General features: G+C 75.0%; 17 protein-coding genes. 9 read left to right on the top strand and 8 right to left on the bottom strand.

What is annotated here, in order from left to right; genetic code table 11:
* Positions 1–85 precede the first annotated feature (85 nt).
* Genes ACFW1A_RS02775 through ACFW1A_RS02800 form a run of 6 tightly spaced genes read right to left on the bottom strand, consistent with a single transcriptional unit; the run spans position 86 to position 5,896 of the window.
* Complete coding sequence (locus ACFW1A_RS02775; RefSeq protein WP_380402946.1) at positions 86–511, bottom strand: DUF6917 domain-containing protein; 426 nt, start codon at positions 509–511, stop codon at positions 86–88.
* Positions 508–1,467 (bottom strand): Gfo/Idh/MocA family protein, encoded by a 960-nt coding sequence (locus tag ACFW1A_RS02780; RefSeq protein WP_380402948.1) that lies wholly within the window; start codon positions 1,465–1,467, stop codon positions 508–510. Before ACFW1A_RS02780 ends, ACFW1A_RS02775 begins: the two co-directional genes overlap by 4 nt.
* Positions 1,464–2,636, bottom strand: coding sequence for an Ldh family oxidoreductase (locus tag ACFW1A_RS02785; RefSeq protein WP_380402951.1), 1,173 nt, complete (start codon positions 2,634–2,636; stop codon positions 1,464–1,466). Before ACFW1A_RS02785 ends, ACFW1A_RS02780 begins: the two co-directional genes overlap by 4 nt.
* The gene (locus tag ACFW1A_RS02790) at positions 2,627–3,934 is read right to left on the bottom strand and encodes a M20/M25/M40 family metallo-hydrolase (RefSeq protein WP_380402954.1); all 1,308 of its coding nucleotides are present in this window, start codon (positions 3,932–3,934) and stop codon (positions 2,627–2,629) included. Before ACFW1A_RS02790 ends, ACFW1A_RS02785 begins: the two co-directional genes overlap by 10 nt.
* Positions 3,928–4,878, bottom strand: a complete 951-nt coding sequence (locus ACFW1A_RS02795; protein WP_380402957.1) for a sugar phosphate isomerase/epimerase family protein — start codon at positions 4,876–4,878, stop codon at positions 3,928–3,930. The genes ACFW1A_RS02790 and ACFW1A_RS02795 overlap by 7 nt, the downstream gene beginning before the upstream one ends.
* Complete coding sequence (locus ACFW1A_RS02800; RefSeq protein WP_380402960.1) at positions 4,868–5,896, bottom strand: Gfo/Idh/MocA family oxidoreductase; 1,029 nt, start codon at positions 5,894–5,896, stop codon at positions 4,868–4,870. Before ACFW1A_RS02800 ends, ACFW1A_RS02795 begins: the two co-directional genes overlap by 11 nt.
* Before the next feature lie 286 nt (positions 5,897–6,182).
* On the opposite strand from ACFW1A_RS02800, the gene ACFW1A_RS02805 reads away from it, so the two are divergent.
* From ACFW1A_RS02805 to ACFW1A_RS02835, 7 genes are all read left to right on the top strand, one after another.
* Complete coding sequence (locus ACFW1A_RS02805; RefSeq protein WP_380402962.1) at positions 6,183–7,358, top strand: DegT/DnrJ/EryC1/StrS family aminotransferase; 1,176 nt, start codon at positions 6,183–6,185, stop codon at positions 7,356–7,358.
* Complete coding sequence (locus tag ACFW1A_RS02810; RefSeq protein WP_380402965.1) at positions 7,355–8,497, top strand: DegT/DnrJ/EryC1/StrS family aminotransferase; 1,143 nt, start codon at positions 7,355–7,357, stop codon at positions 8,495–8,497. Before ACFW1A_RS02805 ends, ACFW1A_RS02810 begins: the two co-directional genes overlap by 4 nt.
* Positions 8,498–8,827: 330 nt before the next feature.
* Positions 8,828–9,331 (top strand): hypothetical protein, encoded by a 504-nt coding sequence (locus ACFW1A_RS02815; RefSeq protein ID WP_380402968.1) that lies wholly within the window; start codon positions 8,828–8,830, stop codon positions 9,329–9,331.
* Between the two features lie 85 nt (positions 9,332–9,416).
* Complete coding sequence (locus tag ACFW1A_RS02820) at positions 9,417–10,256, top strand: class I SAM-dependent methyltransferase (protein WP_380402970.1); 840 nt, start codon at positions 9,417–9,419, stop codon at positions 10,254–10,256.
* Between the two features lie 83 nt (positions 10,257–10,339).
* Positions 10,340–11,308, top strand: coding sequence for a UbiA family prenyltransferase (locus tag ACFW1A_RS02825; RefSeq protein ID WP_380402973.1), 969 nt, complete (start codon positions 10,340–10,342; stop codon positions 11,306–11,308).
* Positions 11,305–12,891, top strand: a complete 1,587-nt coding sequence (locus ACFW1A_RS02830) for a class I adenylate-forming enzyme family protein (protein ID WP_380402976.1) — start codon at positions 11,305–11,307, stop codon at positions 12,889–12,891. The genes ACFW1A_RS02825 and ACFW1A_RS02830 overlap by 4 nt, the downstream gene beginning before the upstream one ends.
* Before the next feature lie 100 nt (positions 12,892–12,991).
* The gene (locus tag ACFW1A_RS02835) at positions 12,992–14,335 is read left to right on the top strand and encodes a protoporphyrinogen/coproporphyrinogen oxidase (RefSeq protein WP_380402979.1); all 1,344 of its coding nucleotides are present in this window, start codon (positions 12,992–12,994) and stop codon (positions 14,333–14,335) included.
* Positions 14,336–14,398: 63 nt separating this feature from the next.
* Here ACFW1A_RS02835 and ACFW1A_RS02840 read toward each other — a convergent pair whose 3' ends face one another.
* Positions 14,399–14,839 carry a DUF3574 domain-containing protein gene (locus tag ACFW1A_RS02840; RefSeq protein WP_380402982.1) on the bottom strand — a complete coding sequence of 147 codons (441 nt, stop codon included), beginning with the start codon at positions 14,837–14,839 and terminating at the stop codon, positions 14,399–14,401.
* Positions 14,840–15,200: 361 nt separating this feature from the next.
* Here ACFW1A_RS02840 and ACFW1A_RS02845 point away from each other — a divergent pair, with 361 nt between their 5' ends.
* Complete coding sequence (locus ACFW1A_RS02845; RefSeq protein WP_380402985.1) at positions 15,201–15,914, top strand: hypothetical protein; 714 nt, start codon at positions 15,201–15,203, stop codon at positions 15,912–15,914.
* On the opposite strand, the gene ACFW1A_RS02850 is transcribed toward ACFW1A_RS02845, so the two are convergent.
* Positions 15,898–17,052 (bottom strand): damage-control phosphatase ARMT1 family protein, encoded by a 1,155-nt coding sequence (locus ACFW1A_RS02850; RefSeq protein WP_380402988.1) that lies wholly within the window; start codon positions 17,050–17,052, stop codon positions 15,898–15,900. The genes ACFW1A_RS02845 and ACFW1A_RS02850 overlap by 17 nt on opposite strands.
* A 104-nt stretch (positions 17,053–17,156) precedes the next feature.
* Between ACFW1A_RS02850 and ACFW1A_RS02855 the strand changes: the two genes are divergently transcribed.
* Positions 17,157–17,930, top strand: coding sequence for an aminotransferase class IV family protein (locus ACFW1A_RS02855; RefSeq protein ID WP_380402991.1), 774 nt, complete (start codon positions 17,157–17,159; stop codon positions 17,928–17,930).
* Positions 17,931–17,964 lie beyond the last annotated feature (34 nt).

A 17,964-nucleotide genomic window follows, 5' to 3' on the forward strand; every position in this document is an offset into this window, starting at 1 on the left:
GGCAGCCGACTAGTCCCCCCGAGTCGGCTGCCCCCTCAGCGGAGCTGATGGGTCGTCGGCTCCGCTGAATTCTTCCCCGGCGCCGTCAGCGCTGGGTGAACCGCACCTCGGCCTCGGGGGCGAGGCCCAACTCCTCCCCGGTCACCGGCTCACCGGTGCTGATCAGGATGTTGTAGTGGTTGGGGAAGTGGCAGGCGTCGAAGCCCAGCACCGTGCCCACCGGGCGGCCGCCGATCCAGACCGTGTCGCCCCGGTCGATCACCCCGGCCCGGGAGATCTCGGTGAAGCCCAGGAAGCCCACCCGGTCCACCCGGGTGCCGGGCTGCGCCTCGGACAGGTCGGTGCTGACCAGTTCGTGCAGCTCGCCGGCCCGCACGCAGCGGCTGGCGTACGGTTCGACCGTCATGCCGCGGTCCTCCCGCCGGTGCACCAGCACCTTGACCAGCTCGCCGGCCACCGCCCGCTTGGCACCGTCCTCGCGCGCGCCGACCTGGTGCGAGAGCTCGGTCATCGGACCTCCTCGGGGATGCGGATGGCGATGTGGGTGGCCTGCTCGCCGGCCAGCCGGTAGGCGGCGTGCACCAGCTCCAGGGCGGCCGGGCCGCCGTCGCGGTGCCGGCGCGGGTGGTCCAGCGCGGCGCCGAAGTCGGCCAGGACGCCCCGGTACTCGTGCCAGAGCGACTCCTTGAACCCGGGGTGCCCGGCCAGCAGGTCGGCCCGGTGCACGGTGCCGTCGGCCAGCGTGACCGTCACGTCCTTCAGCTCGCCCGGGTAGGACCAGTCCAGCTCCACCCGGGCCCGGCGCGGCCGGGCCTCGTCGGTGGCCAGCTCGACCACCGCCTGCCGGTCCAGCCCGGTCCGGTCGCGGTCCACGGTGGCACGGACCACGGCCGGCTCCGCCCCCAGCACCAGGCGCACCAGGTCGAAGGCGTTCGGCCCGTTGTCCGCCACGCAGCCGCCGCCGCACCGGACCGGGTCCAGGTACCAGCGGTCCCGGCCGATGTGCTCCTCGATCCGCTCGAAGTAGCGCACCGTCAGCTGCCGCACCGGCTGGTCCAGCCGGGCCAGCAGGTCCAGCAGCGGCTGGTTGTAGCGGCGGTGGAAGGCGGTGAACAGCACGGTGGACCGCCCGGCCGCCAGCGCGGCCAGCCGCCGGGCGTCGGTCGGCTCGGTGGCCAGCGGCTTCTCCACGCAGACCGGCACCCCGGCCGCCAGCAGGTCCCGGCAGAGCTCGTAGTGCGCGTCGTTCGGGGCGGTGACGATCGCGGCGTCGAGCCCGGGGACGGCGGCCAGCAGCGCGCGGTGGTCGCGGTGGCCGGGCACCGCCGGGGCCGTGGCCAGCGCCGCCTCGTCGAGGTCGCAGACGGCGGCCAGCTCGAAGCCGGGGTCGGCCTCGATCGCGGCCAGGTAGAACCGGGAGATCACCCCCAGGCCGATCACCGCCACCCGGCGGGGCGCGCGCCTCATGCCGCACCGCCGATCGGCCGGGGCGCGGTCAGGCCGGTGGCCGCGGCCAGCTCGGTCAGCTCCTGGAACCGGGCCGGGGACAGGTGCACCCCGCCGATCTGCTGACGGGCCGCCAGCTCGCCCTCCGGGTGGCCCGGGTAGCCGACCGGCGCGGCCGGGTCCACCGGCGGGCAGTCCAGCAGGGTGGCGAACAGGCCCGCCGCCTCGCGGGCGAAGTCGGCCCCGGAGCGGAGCGCGCCCGGGGCGATCGCCAGCGCCAGGTAGCCGATGTCGTCGTCCCGGCCGGTCGGACCGCCGTCCCCCGCCAGCGCCTCCGCGGCCGGGCCCAGGCCCGCGCCGGATAGCAGCGCGCCCAGCACCTCGACCACCAGGCCCAGGCCGTAGCCCTTGTAGGCCCCGGTCTCCGGCCGGCCGCCCAGCCAGAGCAGGTGCGCCTCGCCGCGGTCGAAGGCGGCCGGATCGGTCACCGGCGCGCCGTCCTCCCCGGCCAGCCAGCCCTCCGGGACCGCCTGGCCGGCCCGGGCCGCCGCGCGGATCCGGCCGGTCGGCACCGCGGTGGTGCTCATGTCCAGGACGAAGGGGTGCAGCCGGTCGCCGGCCGGGGCGGCCACGCTCAGCGGGTTGGTGCCGAGCAGTGCCGGACGGCCGCCCGGCGGGCGGGCGATCCGCTGCCGGCCGCAGTTGGCGGCGAGCAGCCCGATCATGCCGCGCCGCGCGGCCCGCAGGGTGTGGAAGCCGGCGCAGCCCAGGTGGGTGGCGCCGCGCACCGAGACCAGGCCGATCCCGTGCGCGGCCGCCCGCTCCACGGCCAGGTCCATCGCGGCGGGCGCGGCCCACAGGCCCAGCGCCCGGCGGTCGTCGCGCAGCACGGCGGCGCCGAGGTCGGCCAGGTCCTGCGGTTCGGCGGCCGGGTCGGCCCGGCCGTCGTCCAGCAGCGGCAGGTAGAGCCGGGTCAGGTTGGCCAGGCCGTGCGAGGTCAGGCCGGTCAGGTCCCCGTAGCAGAGCGCCTCGGCGGCGGTGCGGGCCCGGGCGGCGGTCAGGCCGCGGGCGGCGAACACCTCGGCGGTGAAGCGCAGCAGTTCGGGGTAGCGGACCAGCAGGCCGGGGCGGGCGGCGGTGGCGGCGCCCAGGCGGGCGCCGTCGCCTTCGAGGGTGGCGGTCAGGGGCATACGGGGTGCGGCTCCTGGGGGTGCGGGACGGTCGGGAGGGTGGGCGGCCGGTCGAAGGCCAGCAGCAGCGTGCTGATCGACTCGGCGAAGGCGGCGAGTTCGGCGGCCCGCACGTACTCGCCGTCGGCGTGGGCGTGGTTGCCGGCCAGCGTGCCGGGGCCGAGCACCACGGTGCCGGTGCCGGGCCGCTGGGCCAGCCAGATCGCGTCGCAGGTGAAGCCCGGCCGGTCGATCGGCCACAGCTGCAGTCCGGCGGCGGCCAGCAGCCGCCCGAGCCAGGCCTCGCCGACCTGCGGTTCCAGCGCGGGCAGGCCGCGCTTGAGCCAGTCCAGCCGGGTGATCCGGCGGGCGTCCACCGCGGTGCGGGCCAGCAGCGGGTTGGCGGCGAACCGGTCGGCGAAGGCGCGCAGCCCGTCGACCAGCGCCTCGGTGACCGCCCGCTCCAGCCGTTGCGCGGTGGCGCGGTCGGGGTAGGCGAGGTTGAGCAGCAACTCGCCCTGGCCGTAGACCCGGTTGTGCAGGTGGCCGGTGTGCAGGCCGGCGACGCAGATCCGCCCGTCGCCCGGCTGCACGGTGGCGGCCAGGTGCTGGGCCAGGAAGCCGAGCAGCACGGTGGCGTTGTGGCCGGCCCCCGGTTGGTCGTCCACCGCGTCCTGGCCCACCACCCGGACCCGGGCGGTCATCGCGGCGGTGCTGCTGGTCAGCGCGAGGTTGCCGGTGGGCTCGCAGAAGACGTTGAGCCGGCCGTAGTGGCCCTGCTCGACCAGCGGGCGGGTGCCGAGGGTGCCCAGCGCCCCGCCCTCCTCGCCGGCCACCGCCTGGATCAGCACGCTGGTGTGCAACGGCAGTTCGGGGCGGGCGGCGAGCGCGGCCCGCAGGCCGGCCAGCAGCGCCACCGCCGGCCCCTTGGCGTCCACCGCGCCGCGCCCGTGGTACGTCCCGTCGGCGAACCGGACCGGCTGCCGGCCCGCGACGGTGTCCAGGTGCACGTTGAACATCACGGTCCGCTCGCGCTCCCGGGCCGGTCCCAACCGCAGCAGCAGGCTGGGCTGTCCGGCCAGGAAGGCCGGGTCGGCCGCGGCGGCGGCGCGCACCGGCACCGGCACGTCCGGCAGTTCGGCCCAGCGCGGGGCGGGCGCGGCGTGCTGCACGGTGGCGAAGCCGAGTTCGGCGGCGGCCGCGGCGTAGCGCCGCTGGGCCTGCCAGAGCTCGACCGGCCCGGCCGGATCCTCCAGCGGCCCCGCGGTCGGCAGCTCCAGCAGGTCGAGCAGCAGGTGGTGGTCCGCCCGGCTCAGCACGGCGCCCACTCCAGGCCGGCCGGACCGGTGCGCCAGCCGGGCTCGCCGGCCACCGCCTGCTCGGCCAGGGTGCGCAGCGCCTGCCCGCAGGCGGCGAACTCGGCGCGGCAGACCGCGGCCGGCGCCCGGAAGCCCTCGTGCGGGCGGTGCGCCAGGTGCGGCTCGATCGACAGGTGGCCCTGGTAGCCGGTGTCCAGCAGCAGCCGCAGGCAGTCGACCAGTTCGGCCGAGCCCCGGCCCGGCACCCGGTACTCGACCCGGCCGTCGCGGACCACCGCGTCCTTCACCTGGACGTGCCGCACGTACGGGGCCAGGGTGCGCAGCAGCTCCAGCGCCCGGTAGCCGTGGGCCGCGCCGTTGCCGGTGTCGAAGAGCAGGCCGAAGTGCTCGGGGCCGGCCGCGTCCAGCAGCCGCAGCGCCCGCTCGCCGTTCCCGCCGGCCCAGCCGGAGCAGTTCTCGTGCAGCAGCACCACGCCCAGGTCGGCCGCGCGGCGGGCCAGCACCCGGATCCGGCGCAGCACCTCGCGTTCCCACTCCTGGTCGGGCAGCGCGTCGTTGGGGTAGGACATGATCCGCAGGTAGCGGCTGCCGAGGGCGGCGCAGCGGTCGGCGAGCACGGTGAGCTCGACCAGTTCCTGGTCCAGGTCGCAGCTGATCGGGCGGGCCCAGCCGCCGATCCGGGAGGCGATCACCGGGACCGCCAGGCCGGCGTCCGCGATCCGGGCGGCGGCGCGGGCGAACGCGGGGCGGCTGAGCAGGTCCAGCGGCTGGCCGTCGACGGTGCGCAACTCGATCGCCTGCCAGCCGAGTTCACGGGCGGCGGTGAGCTGCCCGGCGAGTTCGGCGGCGGCCTCGTCGGTGATCCCGCAGTAGCCGATCCGCCGCATCACCCGCCCGGGCGGGGAGTGGGCGGTGGTGCTGCCGGGGTGCAGGTCAGTGGACACAGGTGAGCTCCCGTTCGCTGGTGTCGGCCGTGGCTCCGCTCAAGGACTTGGCTGCGCCCAGCAGGCGCACCGCCCGCAGCTGGGGCTCGAACTCCCGCTCCGGCGGCAGCGGGCCGGCCAGGAAGCGGACGTAGCTGCGGTGCAGGTAGCTGCCGAGCGAGTCGTCGGCGAAGACCTCGCGCCGGTCCGACCGGCGGGCGCTGACGCGCAGTTGGGCGTACTCGTCGTCGGCGCTGCCCGGGTAGTGGCCGATCGCGGTGCCGCGGGCGAAGCGCAGCGTGATCCGGCGCTCGCGCACCGGGCTGGTCAGGTCGGAGACCAACTCGGAGCGCACCCCGCTGTGGTGGGCCAGCCGCAGGCGGGCGCCGCCGAGCGCGGGGTGCAGCCGGCCGGCCACCCGCAGGTCGTGGCAGGAGGCGGCGGTGACCTCCGCGTCGCCGGCCAGCTGGAGCACCACGCCGAGCGAGTGCGGCAGTTCGACGTCGAAGGCGGTGGGGTGGCCGTCGGTGGTCAGCGACCGGCGGAACCGCGGCTTGTGCTGGCGGACCGCGATCCGGTGCAGGTCGCCGAGCGATCCGCCGAGCACCAGGGCGGTCAGCCGGTCGGTGAGGGTGCTGGCCAGCCAGGGGGCCACCACGGCGACCTGCAGGCGGTGGTGCTGGACCAGTGCGGCGAGCTCGGCCAGGTCGGCCGGGTCGGAGGCCAGCGGCTTCTCCAGGATCAGCCGGTCGAAGCCCAGGCCGGCCAGCTCGGCGACCAGTCGGGCGCGCCCGCGCGGCGGGGTGCAGACGTGCACCACGGTCCGGGCCGGGTCCAGCCGGGTGCGGGCGGCGGCGAGCGAGGGGAGCAGCTCCAGCTCCGGCGCGGTCCCGGCGGGCGGCCCGCCGACGGCCGGGTCCACCGCGAGCACCGGGGCGGCGGAGAACGGGCCGGGAGCCGTGCGGCGCAGCCTCAGCAGCACGGGCAGGTGCAGTCCGGCGCCCGCGCGGCCGAGGCCGACGATGAGCGTGCGGAGCATCGCGGTGCCTCCCTTGCTGGGGGTCCTTGACGGGGTTGTCGACGGGGGTGGGGCCGTGCCGGGGTCCTCGGACGGTGCCCGCTGCCGGGCAGGCGCCGGTGCGGAGTTCGGGTCCGGGGTCGGCTTCAGCGTGCCGATCTTCCGGACGCCAAGTCAATTCGGTTTGGGGCGTTTCTTCACGAAAGAGTGGTTTACCCGCGATGAGCACTCTTTTGACGGTATGGGGACGAAGAGTTGACATACCCTCGGTCCCCCCGAGATCCCGAACGCCCTGACAGGGGGAGCCGTGCCGAGTCCGAGCGAGACCGTGCCGCAGCAGACCGGGTACCGTCCGGTGCCCTTCTTCAGCCAGGCCCGCGCCTTCGAGGAGCTCTGGCCGCTGATCGAGCGGCACGCCCGCGAGGTGCTGGACGACGGCAAGTTCTCGCACGGCCGCCAGGTCGAGCGGCTGGAGCAGGCGCTGGCCGACTACACCGGTGCCCGGCACGTGATCGGGGTGAACAGCGGCACCGACGCGCTGGTGCTGCTGCTGCGGGCCGCCGGCCTGCAGCCGGGGGACGAGGTGGTGGTCCCCGCGTTCAGCTTCTTCGCCAGCGCCAGCTCGGTGGTGCTGGCCGGCGGGACCCCGGTCTTCGCCGACATCGACCCGGTCGGCTACGGGCTGGACCCGGCGGCGGTGGCGGCGGTGGTCGGCGACCGGACCAGGTTCCTGATGCCGGTGCACCTCTTCCACCGCCCGGCCGACCTGCCGGCGCTCACCGCGGTGGCCGAGCGGCACGGGCTGACGCTGGTGGAGGACAGCGCCGAGGCGATCGGCATGCGCCGGGGCGGCCGGCACGCGGGCCTGTTCGGCGCGGGCGGCGTGCTCTCCTTCTTCCCCACCAAGACGCTGGGCGCCATCGGCGACGCCGGCGCGGTGCTCACCGACGACGAGGGGATCGCCCGCACCGTCGACGCGCTGCGCCACCACGGCCGGTACGGCCGCACCATCGGGGACTTCCCGGCGATCAACACCACCACCTCGCTGCCCGGCTGCAACAGCAAGATGGACGACCTGCAGGCCGCCGTGCTGCTGGCCAAGCTGACCAGGCTGGACGCCGACATCGCCCGCCGGGCCGAGCTCGCCGCCGCCTACGACGAGCGGCTGGCCGGACAGCGCGGGGTGTTGCGGCGCCCGGCGGTGGGCGGCATCGAGGGCCAGGTCTTCTACGTCTACCTGATCGAGGTGGAGCGGCGCGACGAGCTGGCCGCGCACCTGGCCCGGCACGGGGTGGAGACCGAGGTCTACTACCCGTCGCCGCTGCCGCTGCAGCCCTGCTTCACCGAACTGGGCCACCGCCCCGGGGACTTCCCGGTGGCCGAGGCGGCCTGCGCGCACACCCTGGCGCTGCCGCTCTTCCCCGAGCTGGGCCTGGACCAGCTGGACCAGGTCTGCGAGCTGATCAGGAGCTTCTACGGATGACCACCACGGACCTCGCCATCCCGTTCTTCCCGCCGGACCTCTTCGAGGGCGACCGCGAGGTGCTGCTGCGGCTGCTCCGGGAGACCGGCACCGCGCCGGGTCAGCGGTTCATCCTGGGGGAGCAGACCGCCGCGTTGGAGCGGGAGCTGGCCGAGCAGTTGGGCGCGGCGGACGTGGTCGCCTGCTCCAGCGGCACCTCGGCGCTCACCCTGGTGCTGGCCGCGCTGGAGATCGGCCCGGGGGACGAGGTGGTGGTGCCCGCCTTCGGCTGCGCGCCGCTGGCCTCCAGCGTGCTCGCGGTCGGCGCGCGGCCGGTCTTCGCCGACGTGGACCCGTGGACCATGGTGCTGGACCCGGCCGAGGCCGAGCGGCGGATCACCGAGCGGACCAAGGCGCTGATGCCGGCCCACATGTTCTCCGTGATGGCCGACCTGCCGGCCTTCGCGGCGCTGGCCGAGCGGCGCGGGCTGCGGCTGGTCGAGGACTCCGCGGTGGCCCAGGGCGGCGTGCTGGCCGGGCGGCCGGCCGGGCTGTGGGGGGAGGCGGGGGTCTACTCCTTCGTCCAGGTGAAGACCTTCGGGATGCCGGGGGAGGGCGGGGCGGTGGTCACCCGCAGCGCCGAACTGGGCCGGGTGGTGCGGATGCTGCGCAACCACGGGCAGGACGGGCGGACCAGGTTCCGGCACCACCGGGTCGGCTGGAACAGCCGGTTCGACGAGCTGCAGGCGGCCTTCCAGCGCCACCGCCTGCCGGGCCTGCCCGGGCGCCTCGCGCGGCGGGCCGAGATCGCCGCGTACTACACCGAGCGGTTCGCGCCGCTGGCCGAGCGCGGGATCCTGGCGCCGCCGCCCGCCCCGCCCGGGCGGGACGGGCGGTGCTTCTACGTCTACACGCTGCTGGCCGAGCGGCGGGCCGCGCTGGCCGACCACCTGGCGGCGCGGGGCGTGGCCTCGCACGCCTACTACCCGCAGGCGCTGCCCCGGCAGCAGGCCTTCGCGCCCTTCGCCCGCCCGGGCGACGCCTGGCCGGCCGCCGACCGTGCGGCCGAACGGGCGCTGTCCGTTCCGGTGTACCCGCACCTGACCGACGGTCAGGTCGAGGCGGTCGCGGACGCGGTGTGCGCCTTCGCCGGTGACTGAGCCGGTCGTCAACTGAGGTCGGCGTACCGACTTTTGACAGTGGCGTTCGTCGGACTTGTCTGTCCTCGGGCCCGGTTCGCCCCGCTGGTGCGGGTGGGAGCCGGGCCCGCCGTACGGGTGAAGTGGCCGTGCCATCCGAGTGACGTGCGTACCCGTCCTAACGGGCGGGAGCGGGCCGCCGGACGGACCAAGATCCCTTGCGGCGCATGGGCGGGCGGCGGGGTCCGTCGGGCGACCCGCCCAGGACACGGAGCGTGACGACCCGATGTCCGACTGTGATCAACTAGCGCCGAGTTCGGGCAGCCCGCCCGACATGTCCTAGGAGGACCCATGCAACGAGTTGTCACGGTCAAGCGTTCCGTCGCCCTCGCGGTCGCTGGTCTGGTCGTGGGCACCGTCGGTGCGCTCAGCATCCCGTCGGCGCTGGCCAGCAACCACACCGCGCACCGCGCGGCTCCGGTCCCGTCGCTGACCCTCGACTTCTCCGGCAGCAACAGCGAGGCCAATGCGGCGCAGTCGGTCGGCGCGTCCTTCGGTGGCACCGCCCGGGTCAAGGACACCAGCGGCAACGTGGTGGGCACCGCCTACGACCTGTGCGACAAGGACGCCATTGCGGCCGCCGCCGACAGCGTCTTCTGCACCGGCCTGATCAAGTTCACCAGCGGTGACCAGATCTCCTTCAGCTCCGAGCTGCCGATCAGCAACACCGGTGCTGCGGGCGGCGACACGTTCAACGGTGTGGTCAACGGCGGCACCGGCAGCTACGAGGGGATCACCGGCCAGGCCGCCTTCACGCCGCGCGCCGCCGGCGTCTACGACCTGAACTTCAGCTGATCCGTCGGTAGTCGGTGCGGGGAGTCGTCGAGTCTTCGGCGGCTCCCCGTCGGTTTGTGGGGAGCTGTTCGTGACCGGAGGAACATTGTCCGCGACTGTGGTGGCGGCCGGGGCCGGCGGTGGGGGTGCGGGGTCCGCCCGGTACGCCTTCGCCGGTGCGGCCGAGCTCGCCGAGGCCCAACTGCGGGCGCTGAGCGAGACGTACGACCTTTTCACCCTCCAGCGGCTGGCCGCCACCGGGGTCGGCCGCGGGTGGCGCTGTCTGGAGATCGGCGCGGGGGACGGGACGCTGGCGCGCTGGCTGGCCGGGCGGGTCGCGCCCGGCGGTGAGGTGCTGGCCACCGAGTTGGACACCGCGGTGGACGCCTTGCGGCGGCGGGCCGGCGAGGAGGTCCGGGTGCTGCGCCACGACATCGGGCGGGACCCGGTGCCGCCGGGGCCGTTCGACCTGGTGCACGCGCGGCTGGTGCTGCAGCACGTGCCCAACCGGCGCGAGGTGCTGGACCGGTTGCACGGGGCGCTGCGGCCGGGCGGGTGGCTGCAGATCGACGAGTTCGACGTCTCGTACGGGCCGGTGCTGCTGGCGCCGTCGGCCGACGCCGCCCGGCTCTACGAGCGCTACCTGGCCGCGAAGGCCGAGGTCCTCGGGGCGGCCGGGGCCCGGACGGTCTGGGGCCGCGAGGTGGCGGGCGAGCTGGCGGCGGCGGGGTTCACCGAGGTGGACCCGCAGCCGCGGGTGGCGCTCTGGCGGGCCGGGCACCCCGGGCTGGCGCTGCAGGCGAGCCATCTGCGGACGCTGCGCGAGCCGTTGCTGGCAGCCGGTCTGACGGACCGTCAACTGACCGAGGTGGCGGACCTGCTGGAGCACCCGGGGTTCGCGGTGTGTTCGCCGGTCTGGTACTCGGTGCAGGCCCGGCGGGAGTGACGGCAGCGGCGCGGCCCTGCCGCCCCCCGTCCTTCCCCCGCCGCCCGTCCCCCGCCCCCACTCCGCAGAGAGGAACCCCCACCGTGCTGGACAGTCTCGCGCCGATCCGGCGGTACTGGCCCGAGCCCGCCGTCTCCTGGCGGGTCTACGCCCGCCTGGCCAAGCTCGACATCTACGACTACTACCTGGCCACCCCGCTGCTCCTCGCCATGGTGCTGCCGGCCGACGGGGTGGGGGCGGCCGGTGCGGCCGTCCTGCTCCTCTTCCTCCTCGGCGGCGTGGCGATGTTCGCGGGCCTGTGCGCCTTCGACGACATCACCGGCCACCGCGACGGCAGCGACGCCGCCAACTACGGCCCGGACGCGCCCGCCCGCCGGATGGCGCGCAAGCCGCTGCTCACCGGGGCGATCGGCGAGCGCCAGGCGGTCCGGTTCGCCTGGTCGGCGATCGCCGTGCAGGTCGCCTGCTGGGGTGCCGCGCTGCTGCTGGCCCCGCACCGGCCGTGGTGGGCGGTGGCGGCCACGCTGGCCTGCGGCTTCGCCGGCTTCCAGTACTCCTGGTGGCTGCGCCTGAGCTACCGGGGCTGGCAGGAGTTCCTGCTGGCCGGCTACGGCTGGGTGTTCGTGCTCGCGCCGTACGGTCTGCTCACGGGCCGGCTGACCGGCTTCGCCCTGGCGGCGGGCCTGGTGTTCGGCCTGGGGCCGCTGCTGTTCGGCGTCTACTCCAACATCAACGACATCGCGGGCGACCGCGCGGTCGGCCGGCGCACGGTGGCGGTGCTGGCGCCGCCCGCCGGGAACGCCGCGTTCATCGCCGGCCTCTCGCTGCTGGAGGCCGGGCTGCTGACCGTCCCGGCGGCGGTCGGCGCCGCGCCGTGCTGGCTGCCCGCGCTGCTGGCGCCGGTGATCGCGCTGCGCGCGGCGCAGTTCACCCTGGGGCTGGTGGCGGGCTCGGGCGAGATCCTGCGGGCGCGCCGGCTGGGCATCCACACCCACCGGGTCTGCTGCGCCCTGCTGGTGGCCGCCTGCCTGCTGAACGGCGGTGCGGTGTGAACCTGTTGCGACCCCGACCGCTGGACCTCGGCCCGCTCTTCGAGACCCTGGCCGAGCGCGGCTCGCCGACCGTGCTGCACGCCAACCGGCCGCTGGAGGTGGCGGTGGAGGCGGGGGAGCGCTGGACCGTTCCCGAACTGGCCCGGATGGTGGCCGAGTTGTCCGCCGTCCTGGTGGCCGCGAAGGTGCGGTACGGGGACCGGGTCGCGGTGCACAAGCGCAACCACTGGGACTACGTGCTGCTCGCCGCGGCGGCCGCCCGGATCGGCGCCCTCCCCGTGCTGCTCTCCGACCACCTGGCGCCGGACGCCCTGGCCGCGCTGCTGGCCCGGGTGCAGCCGAAGGTGCTCCTCTCGGACCGGTACACGCTGGCGCTGGGCGGGGTGACGAAGGGGCTGCGCACCGTCTGCCTCGACGGGCCCGCGCCCGGCGCGATCGACGCGGCCACCCTGCGCGGCGCGCGGGCGGTCCCGCCGGTGCACCCGCGCGGGGACGACGAGCCGCTGGTGATCAACCACACCTCCGGCACCACCGGCCTGCCCAAGCTGGTGGTGCACACCACCGCGAGCCTGGTCCGCAAGCTCACTGCGTTCGAGGCGCACCGGTGGCCCGCCGTGTCGATCCGCAGCGACGACACCGCGGCGGCGCAGTTCTCGTTCGCGCACGGGCGGGCGGTCTCCTGGACCATCTCCGCGCTCTGGGCCCGGCCCCGGGCGGTGCTGCTGCTGCCGGACGAGGACCCCGGGCTGCTGCGCGCGCATCCGCCGACCGTGGTGGAGGCGCTGCCGGCGACGTACGCGCGGTGGCAGGCGCTGGCGGCGGGCCCGCAGTCGCCGTTCGCCGATGCCCGGCTCTTCGTCAGCACCTTCGACGCGGTGCACCCGCCGACCGTCCGCGCGTTCCTGGCCGCCTCCGCGCGGCGTCGCCCGGTCTGGATGCAGGGGTGGGGGCAGACCGAGACCGGGCCGCTGACGTTCCGCTTCCTGACCCGGCGGGCGCTCGACCAGCACGCCGAACGGCACCCGACGACACGGGACCTGGGCCGCCCGGTCCCGTTCCGGACCAGGCTGCGGGTGGTGGACCCGGCCACCGGTGCGCCGGTGCGGCGGGGCGAGCGCGGGGTGCTGCTGACCCGGACGCCGGCGCTGTGCGTCGGCTACCTGGGGGAGCAGCAGCGCTGGGAGGGGAAGTTGACCGACGGCTGGTTCAACACCGGTGACGTGGGGGTGCGGACCAAGGGCGGCCGGGTGCTGCTGCTGGACCGCGAGGTGGACACCGTCCCCGGGCTGAGCTGCGTGGAGCTGGAGGACGTGCTGCACGACCGGCTGCCTGAGGTGCAGGAGGCGGTGCTCCTGGACGGCGGGCCGGGCGGGCTCCCGCTCCCGGTGCTGGTCACGGGCGACGGGGAGATGGATCCGGCGCGCTGGTCCGCCGCGGTCGCGGACCTGCCGCCGCTGGCCGCGCCGCTGCTGCTGGGCTGGGACGACCTGCCCAGGACCGGCACGGGCAAGGTCCGCCGCCACGAGCTCCGCGCCCGCCACCTCTCGGGCGCGGTGGCGACCGGGACGGGGCGGTGGACGTGAGGGGGCCGGTGGGGGGCGGGCACGCGCCGCCCTCCAGCCCGCTCCCCCTCAGCGCCCACCCCTCCAGCTCCCACTCCCCAGCCCTCGAAGGGTGACCCCCATGCCCCTGCCCGATCTCGACGTCGCGGTCATCGGCGCCGGCCTGGCCGGCCTCTCCACCGCCCACCACCTCACCGCCGCCGGGCGATCCGTCGCCGTCTTCGAGGCCGCCGACCGGGTCGGCGGCCGCACGGCCAGCAGCCTGCGCGACGGCTTCCGGATCGACGAGGGCGCGGAGACCATCGCGTCCCGCGGTTACCCGGCCACCTGGGAACTGATCCGCGCCACCGACCTCGGCCGTGCCGACGTCCTCCCCGTCACCCACTCGCTGGCCCTGTGGCGCGGCGGCAGCGCCCACCCGTACCTCGGCCACCCGCGCGGCCTGCTCACGGGTGCGGGCATGTCCCTGCGCGGGCGCGCCGACTGGCTGCGCTTCGCGGCGACGCTCGGTTCACCGTCCCTGGCCCGTCCGGACGCCACCCGGTTCGCCGACCTGAGCATCCGTCACGCGGCGGCCGACTTCCACCCCGACCTGCACGACGCCCTGCTCCAGCCGCTCGCCGCCTGCTTCTTCGGCTGGGACACCTCGCGGTCCGCGATGGGTCCGTTGGCCGCGGTGCTCGCCGCCCACGGGACCGGCAGCCGCTGGCTCACCTACCGCGACGGCATGGACAGCCTCACCCGTGCCCTCGCGGCCCGGCTGTCCGTCACGCTCTCCGCGCCGCTGGGCTCGGCCACCATGGACGCGGGGCTGGTGCGGCTGGACTTCCTGGACGGGACCGTGCTGACCGCCCGTCAGGCCGTCCTCGCCCTCCCCGCGCCGCAGGCGCTCGCGCTGCGTCCGGACCTCCCGGTCGGCGAGCGGCCGTTCCTGGAGTCCTCGACCTACGCCCCGATGCTCAAGGCGGTCTGCCTGCTGGAGCGCGCGCTCCCCTCGCCCACGCCGCACGCGCCGTCCTACGGGCTGCTGTTCCCCGCGCGCGAGAACCGGGTGCTGTCCGGCGCGATCCTCGACCACCTGCGCGCCCCGAACCGTGCGCCGGCCGGTCGCGGGCTGGTGAGCCTCTTCCTCGCGCCGTCCGTGACGCCCGGGCTGCTCACCGCGTCGGACGACGAGATCGCCACCACCGCCGTGGCCGCGGCGGCCCCCCACTTCCCGGGCCTCAGCGCCTCGGTCCTCGCCACCCACGTCTTCCGCCACCCGCACGGCCTGCCCGCCTGCACCCCGCCGGCCCTCCGCCTGCGGCGCGGCTTCATGGCCCGCCCGCGCCACGCGATCGACTACGCGGGCGACTGGGTCGTGCTCCGCCCCAACAGCGAGGCCGCCGCCGCCTCGGGCCGCCTGGCCGCCGCGCGCGTCCTGGCCACCGCCGCCGCCCCGACCCCGTACTCGGTCCGGCTCTGATCCCCCCGCGCCGAAGGCCCCGGGGTGGTCGGGGCCTTCGGCGCTCGGCTTCGCCCCCTCCGCTCAGGAGAACGACGCCTTCACCGGCTCGTCCACCCGCCCCACCGACTCCTGCGCGAACCGCTGGTCGTAGGACCGCCGGATCTCCTCGATCGCGGCCCCCGCCGCCCTCCCGGTCGGGCTCGGGTACACCAACGAGACCACGTACGAGCGCTCGTGCTCGATCACCCCGTGCGCGTCCCGGTACTGTCCGCGGGCCTGCTCGATGGTCAGACCGGCGGGGAAGCGCGAAGTGATCTCCGCGTCCACGAACTCCTGGAACTCCTGCTCGGTGACCGCGGCCCCACCCTCGGGCCGCTCGGTCCCGAAGAACAACTCGGTTCGCGTGTACGGATCGCGCGGCGCCACCGGTGCCCCCACCGCACCCGCAACGGGGGCAAGGCTCGCGCCGGTCGCCAGCACAGCGGCGCCGGCCAGCACTCCGGCCCAGGTCCTGGTCTCCATGGCTGGACAACGGCTTTCCGGATGCGGAGGACACGCGAGTTCAGCCGCACGGGCGCCCAGAACCGGCACCTCACCGTGCACTCAGGAAGTCGACCCCGCCGACCGTTTCGAGTACTGACAGACAATCAGTTACTCTGTGCATCGTCATGATTACAGAGATGACCCCGGCGGTGCTCGCAACACCCCGGGGTCCGGCACTGGAGCTAACCCTCCCATGCACATTCATCGTAGCGCCCACGAGCGGTCCTTCACGGTACTGCCGAACGCGATCCTCCAGGACCGTCGCCTCAGCTTCACCGCCCGCGGCCTCCTCGTGGACCTCCTCTCCCGCCCGGACGGCCGCCGTGAGGACTGTCGCCAGATGGCCGACACCAGTCCCCAAGGTCGCGGAACCATCCGCCGCGCCCTCAAAGAGCTCACCGTCGCGGGCTATTACCGCGTGGACACCGTCCGCCTCCCCAACGGCACCCTGCGCTCCGAGGCCCACGTCTTCGACACGCCACAACTGGGCCCGCCACCACCGGATCCGCCCGCCGCTCCACCGGCTGCCACCCACCCGGAACCCGGTGAACCGGAACCCGGCCCGCCTGTCACCCTTCCCAAAGAACCGGGGAACAAAGAACCCTCCCTCCCCAACCACCTCCGCACGGCCGTGCAGACCCTCTACCGGGTGCTGCGCCCCGAACCCCGCCTGCGCCTCGGCGAGGCCGAGGCGCTGTCCCTGGCGCCCCTGGTCGCCCGCTGGCTGGAACGCGGCAGCACGGCGGCCGAACTGGCCCGCGCCATACTGCTCGACCTGCCCGAGGTGCTGCACTCCCCGGTGGGGATCCTCCGCAACCGCCTGGAACGCAAGCTGCCGCCACCCACCGTCGCCCCACCGCCACCACCACGCCTCACGGAGTGCGCCAGCTGTCACGACCCCGTGCCCCGTCCCGGCACCTGCCGCGCCTGCACCGGCCTCGCCCGACCACCCGTCGCCGTCGGCCTGGGCGCGGCCGCCACCCCGGCGGGCGCCGCCCGCGCCCGCGCAGCCCTCCGAGCTGGGCGCACCGATCCACCTAAGCCCGGAGGTTGACCTGAACCACGGCGTGGCGCCCACTCGTCCGCCACGGCTCGCCCGACCCGTCCAACCGCGCGACGCTGCGCTCGTCGAGGCCCACGACGACATCGGACTTCAACGTCCGCAGCGCCGCCACCGACGACGGGAAGTGGTCGACCGTCTCGCCGAACGGCGTGGTCGGTGGCCACCACTGGTCTCCCACCAGGCGCCGGTAGTTGAGGTCGCCCTTCAGCACCGTCATCGCCGCCCCGGCGAACTCCGCCCGCAGGTCGGCGGGCATTTCCCGGTACGGCAACGGCGCACAGAAGAACGGATGCGTCCGCACCTCCAGGACCCCGCGCTCCATCGCCTGCCAGAGCCGCCGCCCGACCTCCCGCGCGGCCTCCACCTCGGCGCTCCTCAACCGCTCGACGGTGGCGAGCACGTCATCCATCGTCGCGTCCGACACGAAGTACGGCTGCGGCTTCACGTACAGCACCACCCGACCCGCCAGCCCCTGCGCCAGCAACTCGTCCATCAGCACCAGGTCCGGCAGCAGCTCCTGCCCGGCGTTGTCCGCCACCAGGCACACCAGCCCACCCCGCCGGCGCTCCAACTCCGCCCAGAGCACCGCACTCTCGTCCACCAGCACCTCCGACCGGCCTCCGCCGGCCTCCGCGGTGATCCGGAAGCTCAGGTCCGCCCGGTTCCCCCACAACGCGGACCCCAACAACGCCGCTGCCGACAGCCCGCCCACCGTCTTCAGCGCGGCCAACTCCTCCTCGACCCCGGCCCCGCGCAGCTCCGCCGCCTTGAACGGCCCGAACGGATCCACTCCCCGCCAGACCCCCGCCCCGAAGTACCCGGTGGCCTCCAACAACCTCCGGTAGAAGTAACTCTCCGCCCAGAGAAACGGCGCCTCCCCCCACGGGCGCCCCCACAACCCTTCCCCCCACGCCCCCCACTGCGCCGCATCGTGCGCCCCCACCGCCAGCGGCTCCAACACCCCCACCGTGCTCTCCACCAACAGCTGCTCCACCCCGGCCCGCTCCACCGGCCCGTACGGCAGCGCCGCCAGCACCCGCCGCACGAGCTCGGGGTGCCGCTCGTGAAAGACGCCCCAGGCGAACGACCCGGGGGTGCCGCTGCGGATCACGGGTGCGGTGGTGGCCATGTGAGCCCTCGTCTCTCTCGTCATCGGTCGCCGTCGACGCTAGCCAACGGCAGCCCGGACCAGTACGACCGTCCGGCGCCGCGAGTCGATGCCATCCTTGGGCCATGGCGGAATTGAACGGCAAGCCGATCAGCCCTGACGACCTCCAGACCCTCGCGCTGACCAACTACGGCCACTTCACCTCGATGCGCGTGGAGGACGGCCGGGTCCGCGGCCTCGATCTCCACTTCGCCCGCCTGCAGCGGGACTGCCGGGCCGTCTTCGGCGTCGACCTCGACCTCGAAGCCGTCCGGGAGTTCGCCCGCAGAGCAGTGCCGTCGCGTGGTGTCTGCATTGCCCGGCTCACCGTTTTCGACCCGGCCATGGACCTCGGCCACGTCGGCGACGACGCCCACCCGCAGGTGCTGGTCACCACCAGGCCGGCCGGCTCGCTGTCCCTCCCCGCGATGCGCGTCCAGTCGGTGGCCTACAGCCGTGACATGCCGCAGGTGAAGAGCGTGGGGATCTTCGGCTCGCTCCGCCATCGCCGCGCCGCCCAACAGGCCGGGTTCGACGACGCACTCTTCACCGACGCCAGCTCAGTGATTTCCGAAGGAGGCACCTGGAACATCGGCTTCATCAGGGATGACCAGGTCATCTGGCCGGACGCCGAATTCCTGCTCGGTACCACCATGGAGCTCCTGCGCCGGCTCCACCTGTCCCGCACGGCCACGGTGCACCTGGCCGACCTTGCCGACTACGACGCAGCCTTCGCCACGAACGTCGGCATCGGCGTCAGGGCGATCCACGGAGTGGACGAGCTCACCCTGCCGGCCGACCACCCGGCCATCGATCGCCTTCGCCGGGCGTACACCGAGCTGCAGGGCGACTTGCTCTAGGCATCGGCAAGAGACCCACCCTCGGGCATCTCGA

This window comes from Kitasatospora sp. NPDC058965 (assembly GCF_042741245.1).
Lineage (GTDB): Bacteria > Actinomycetota > Actinomycetes > Streptomycetales > Streptomycetaceae > Kitasatospora.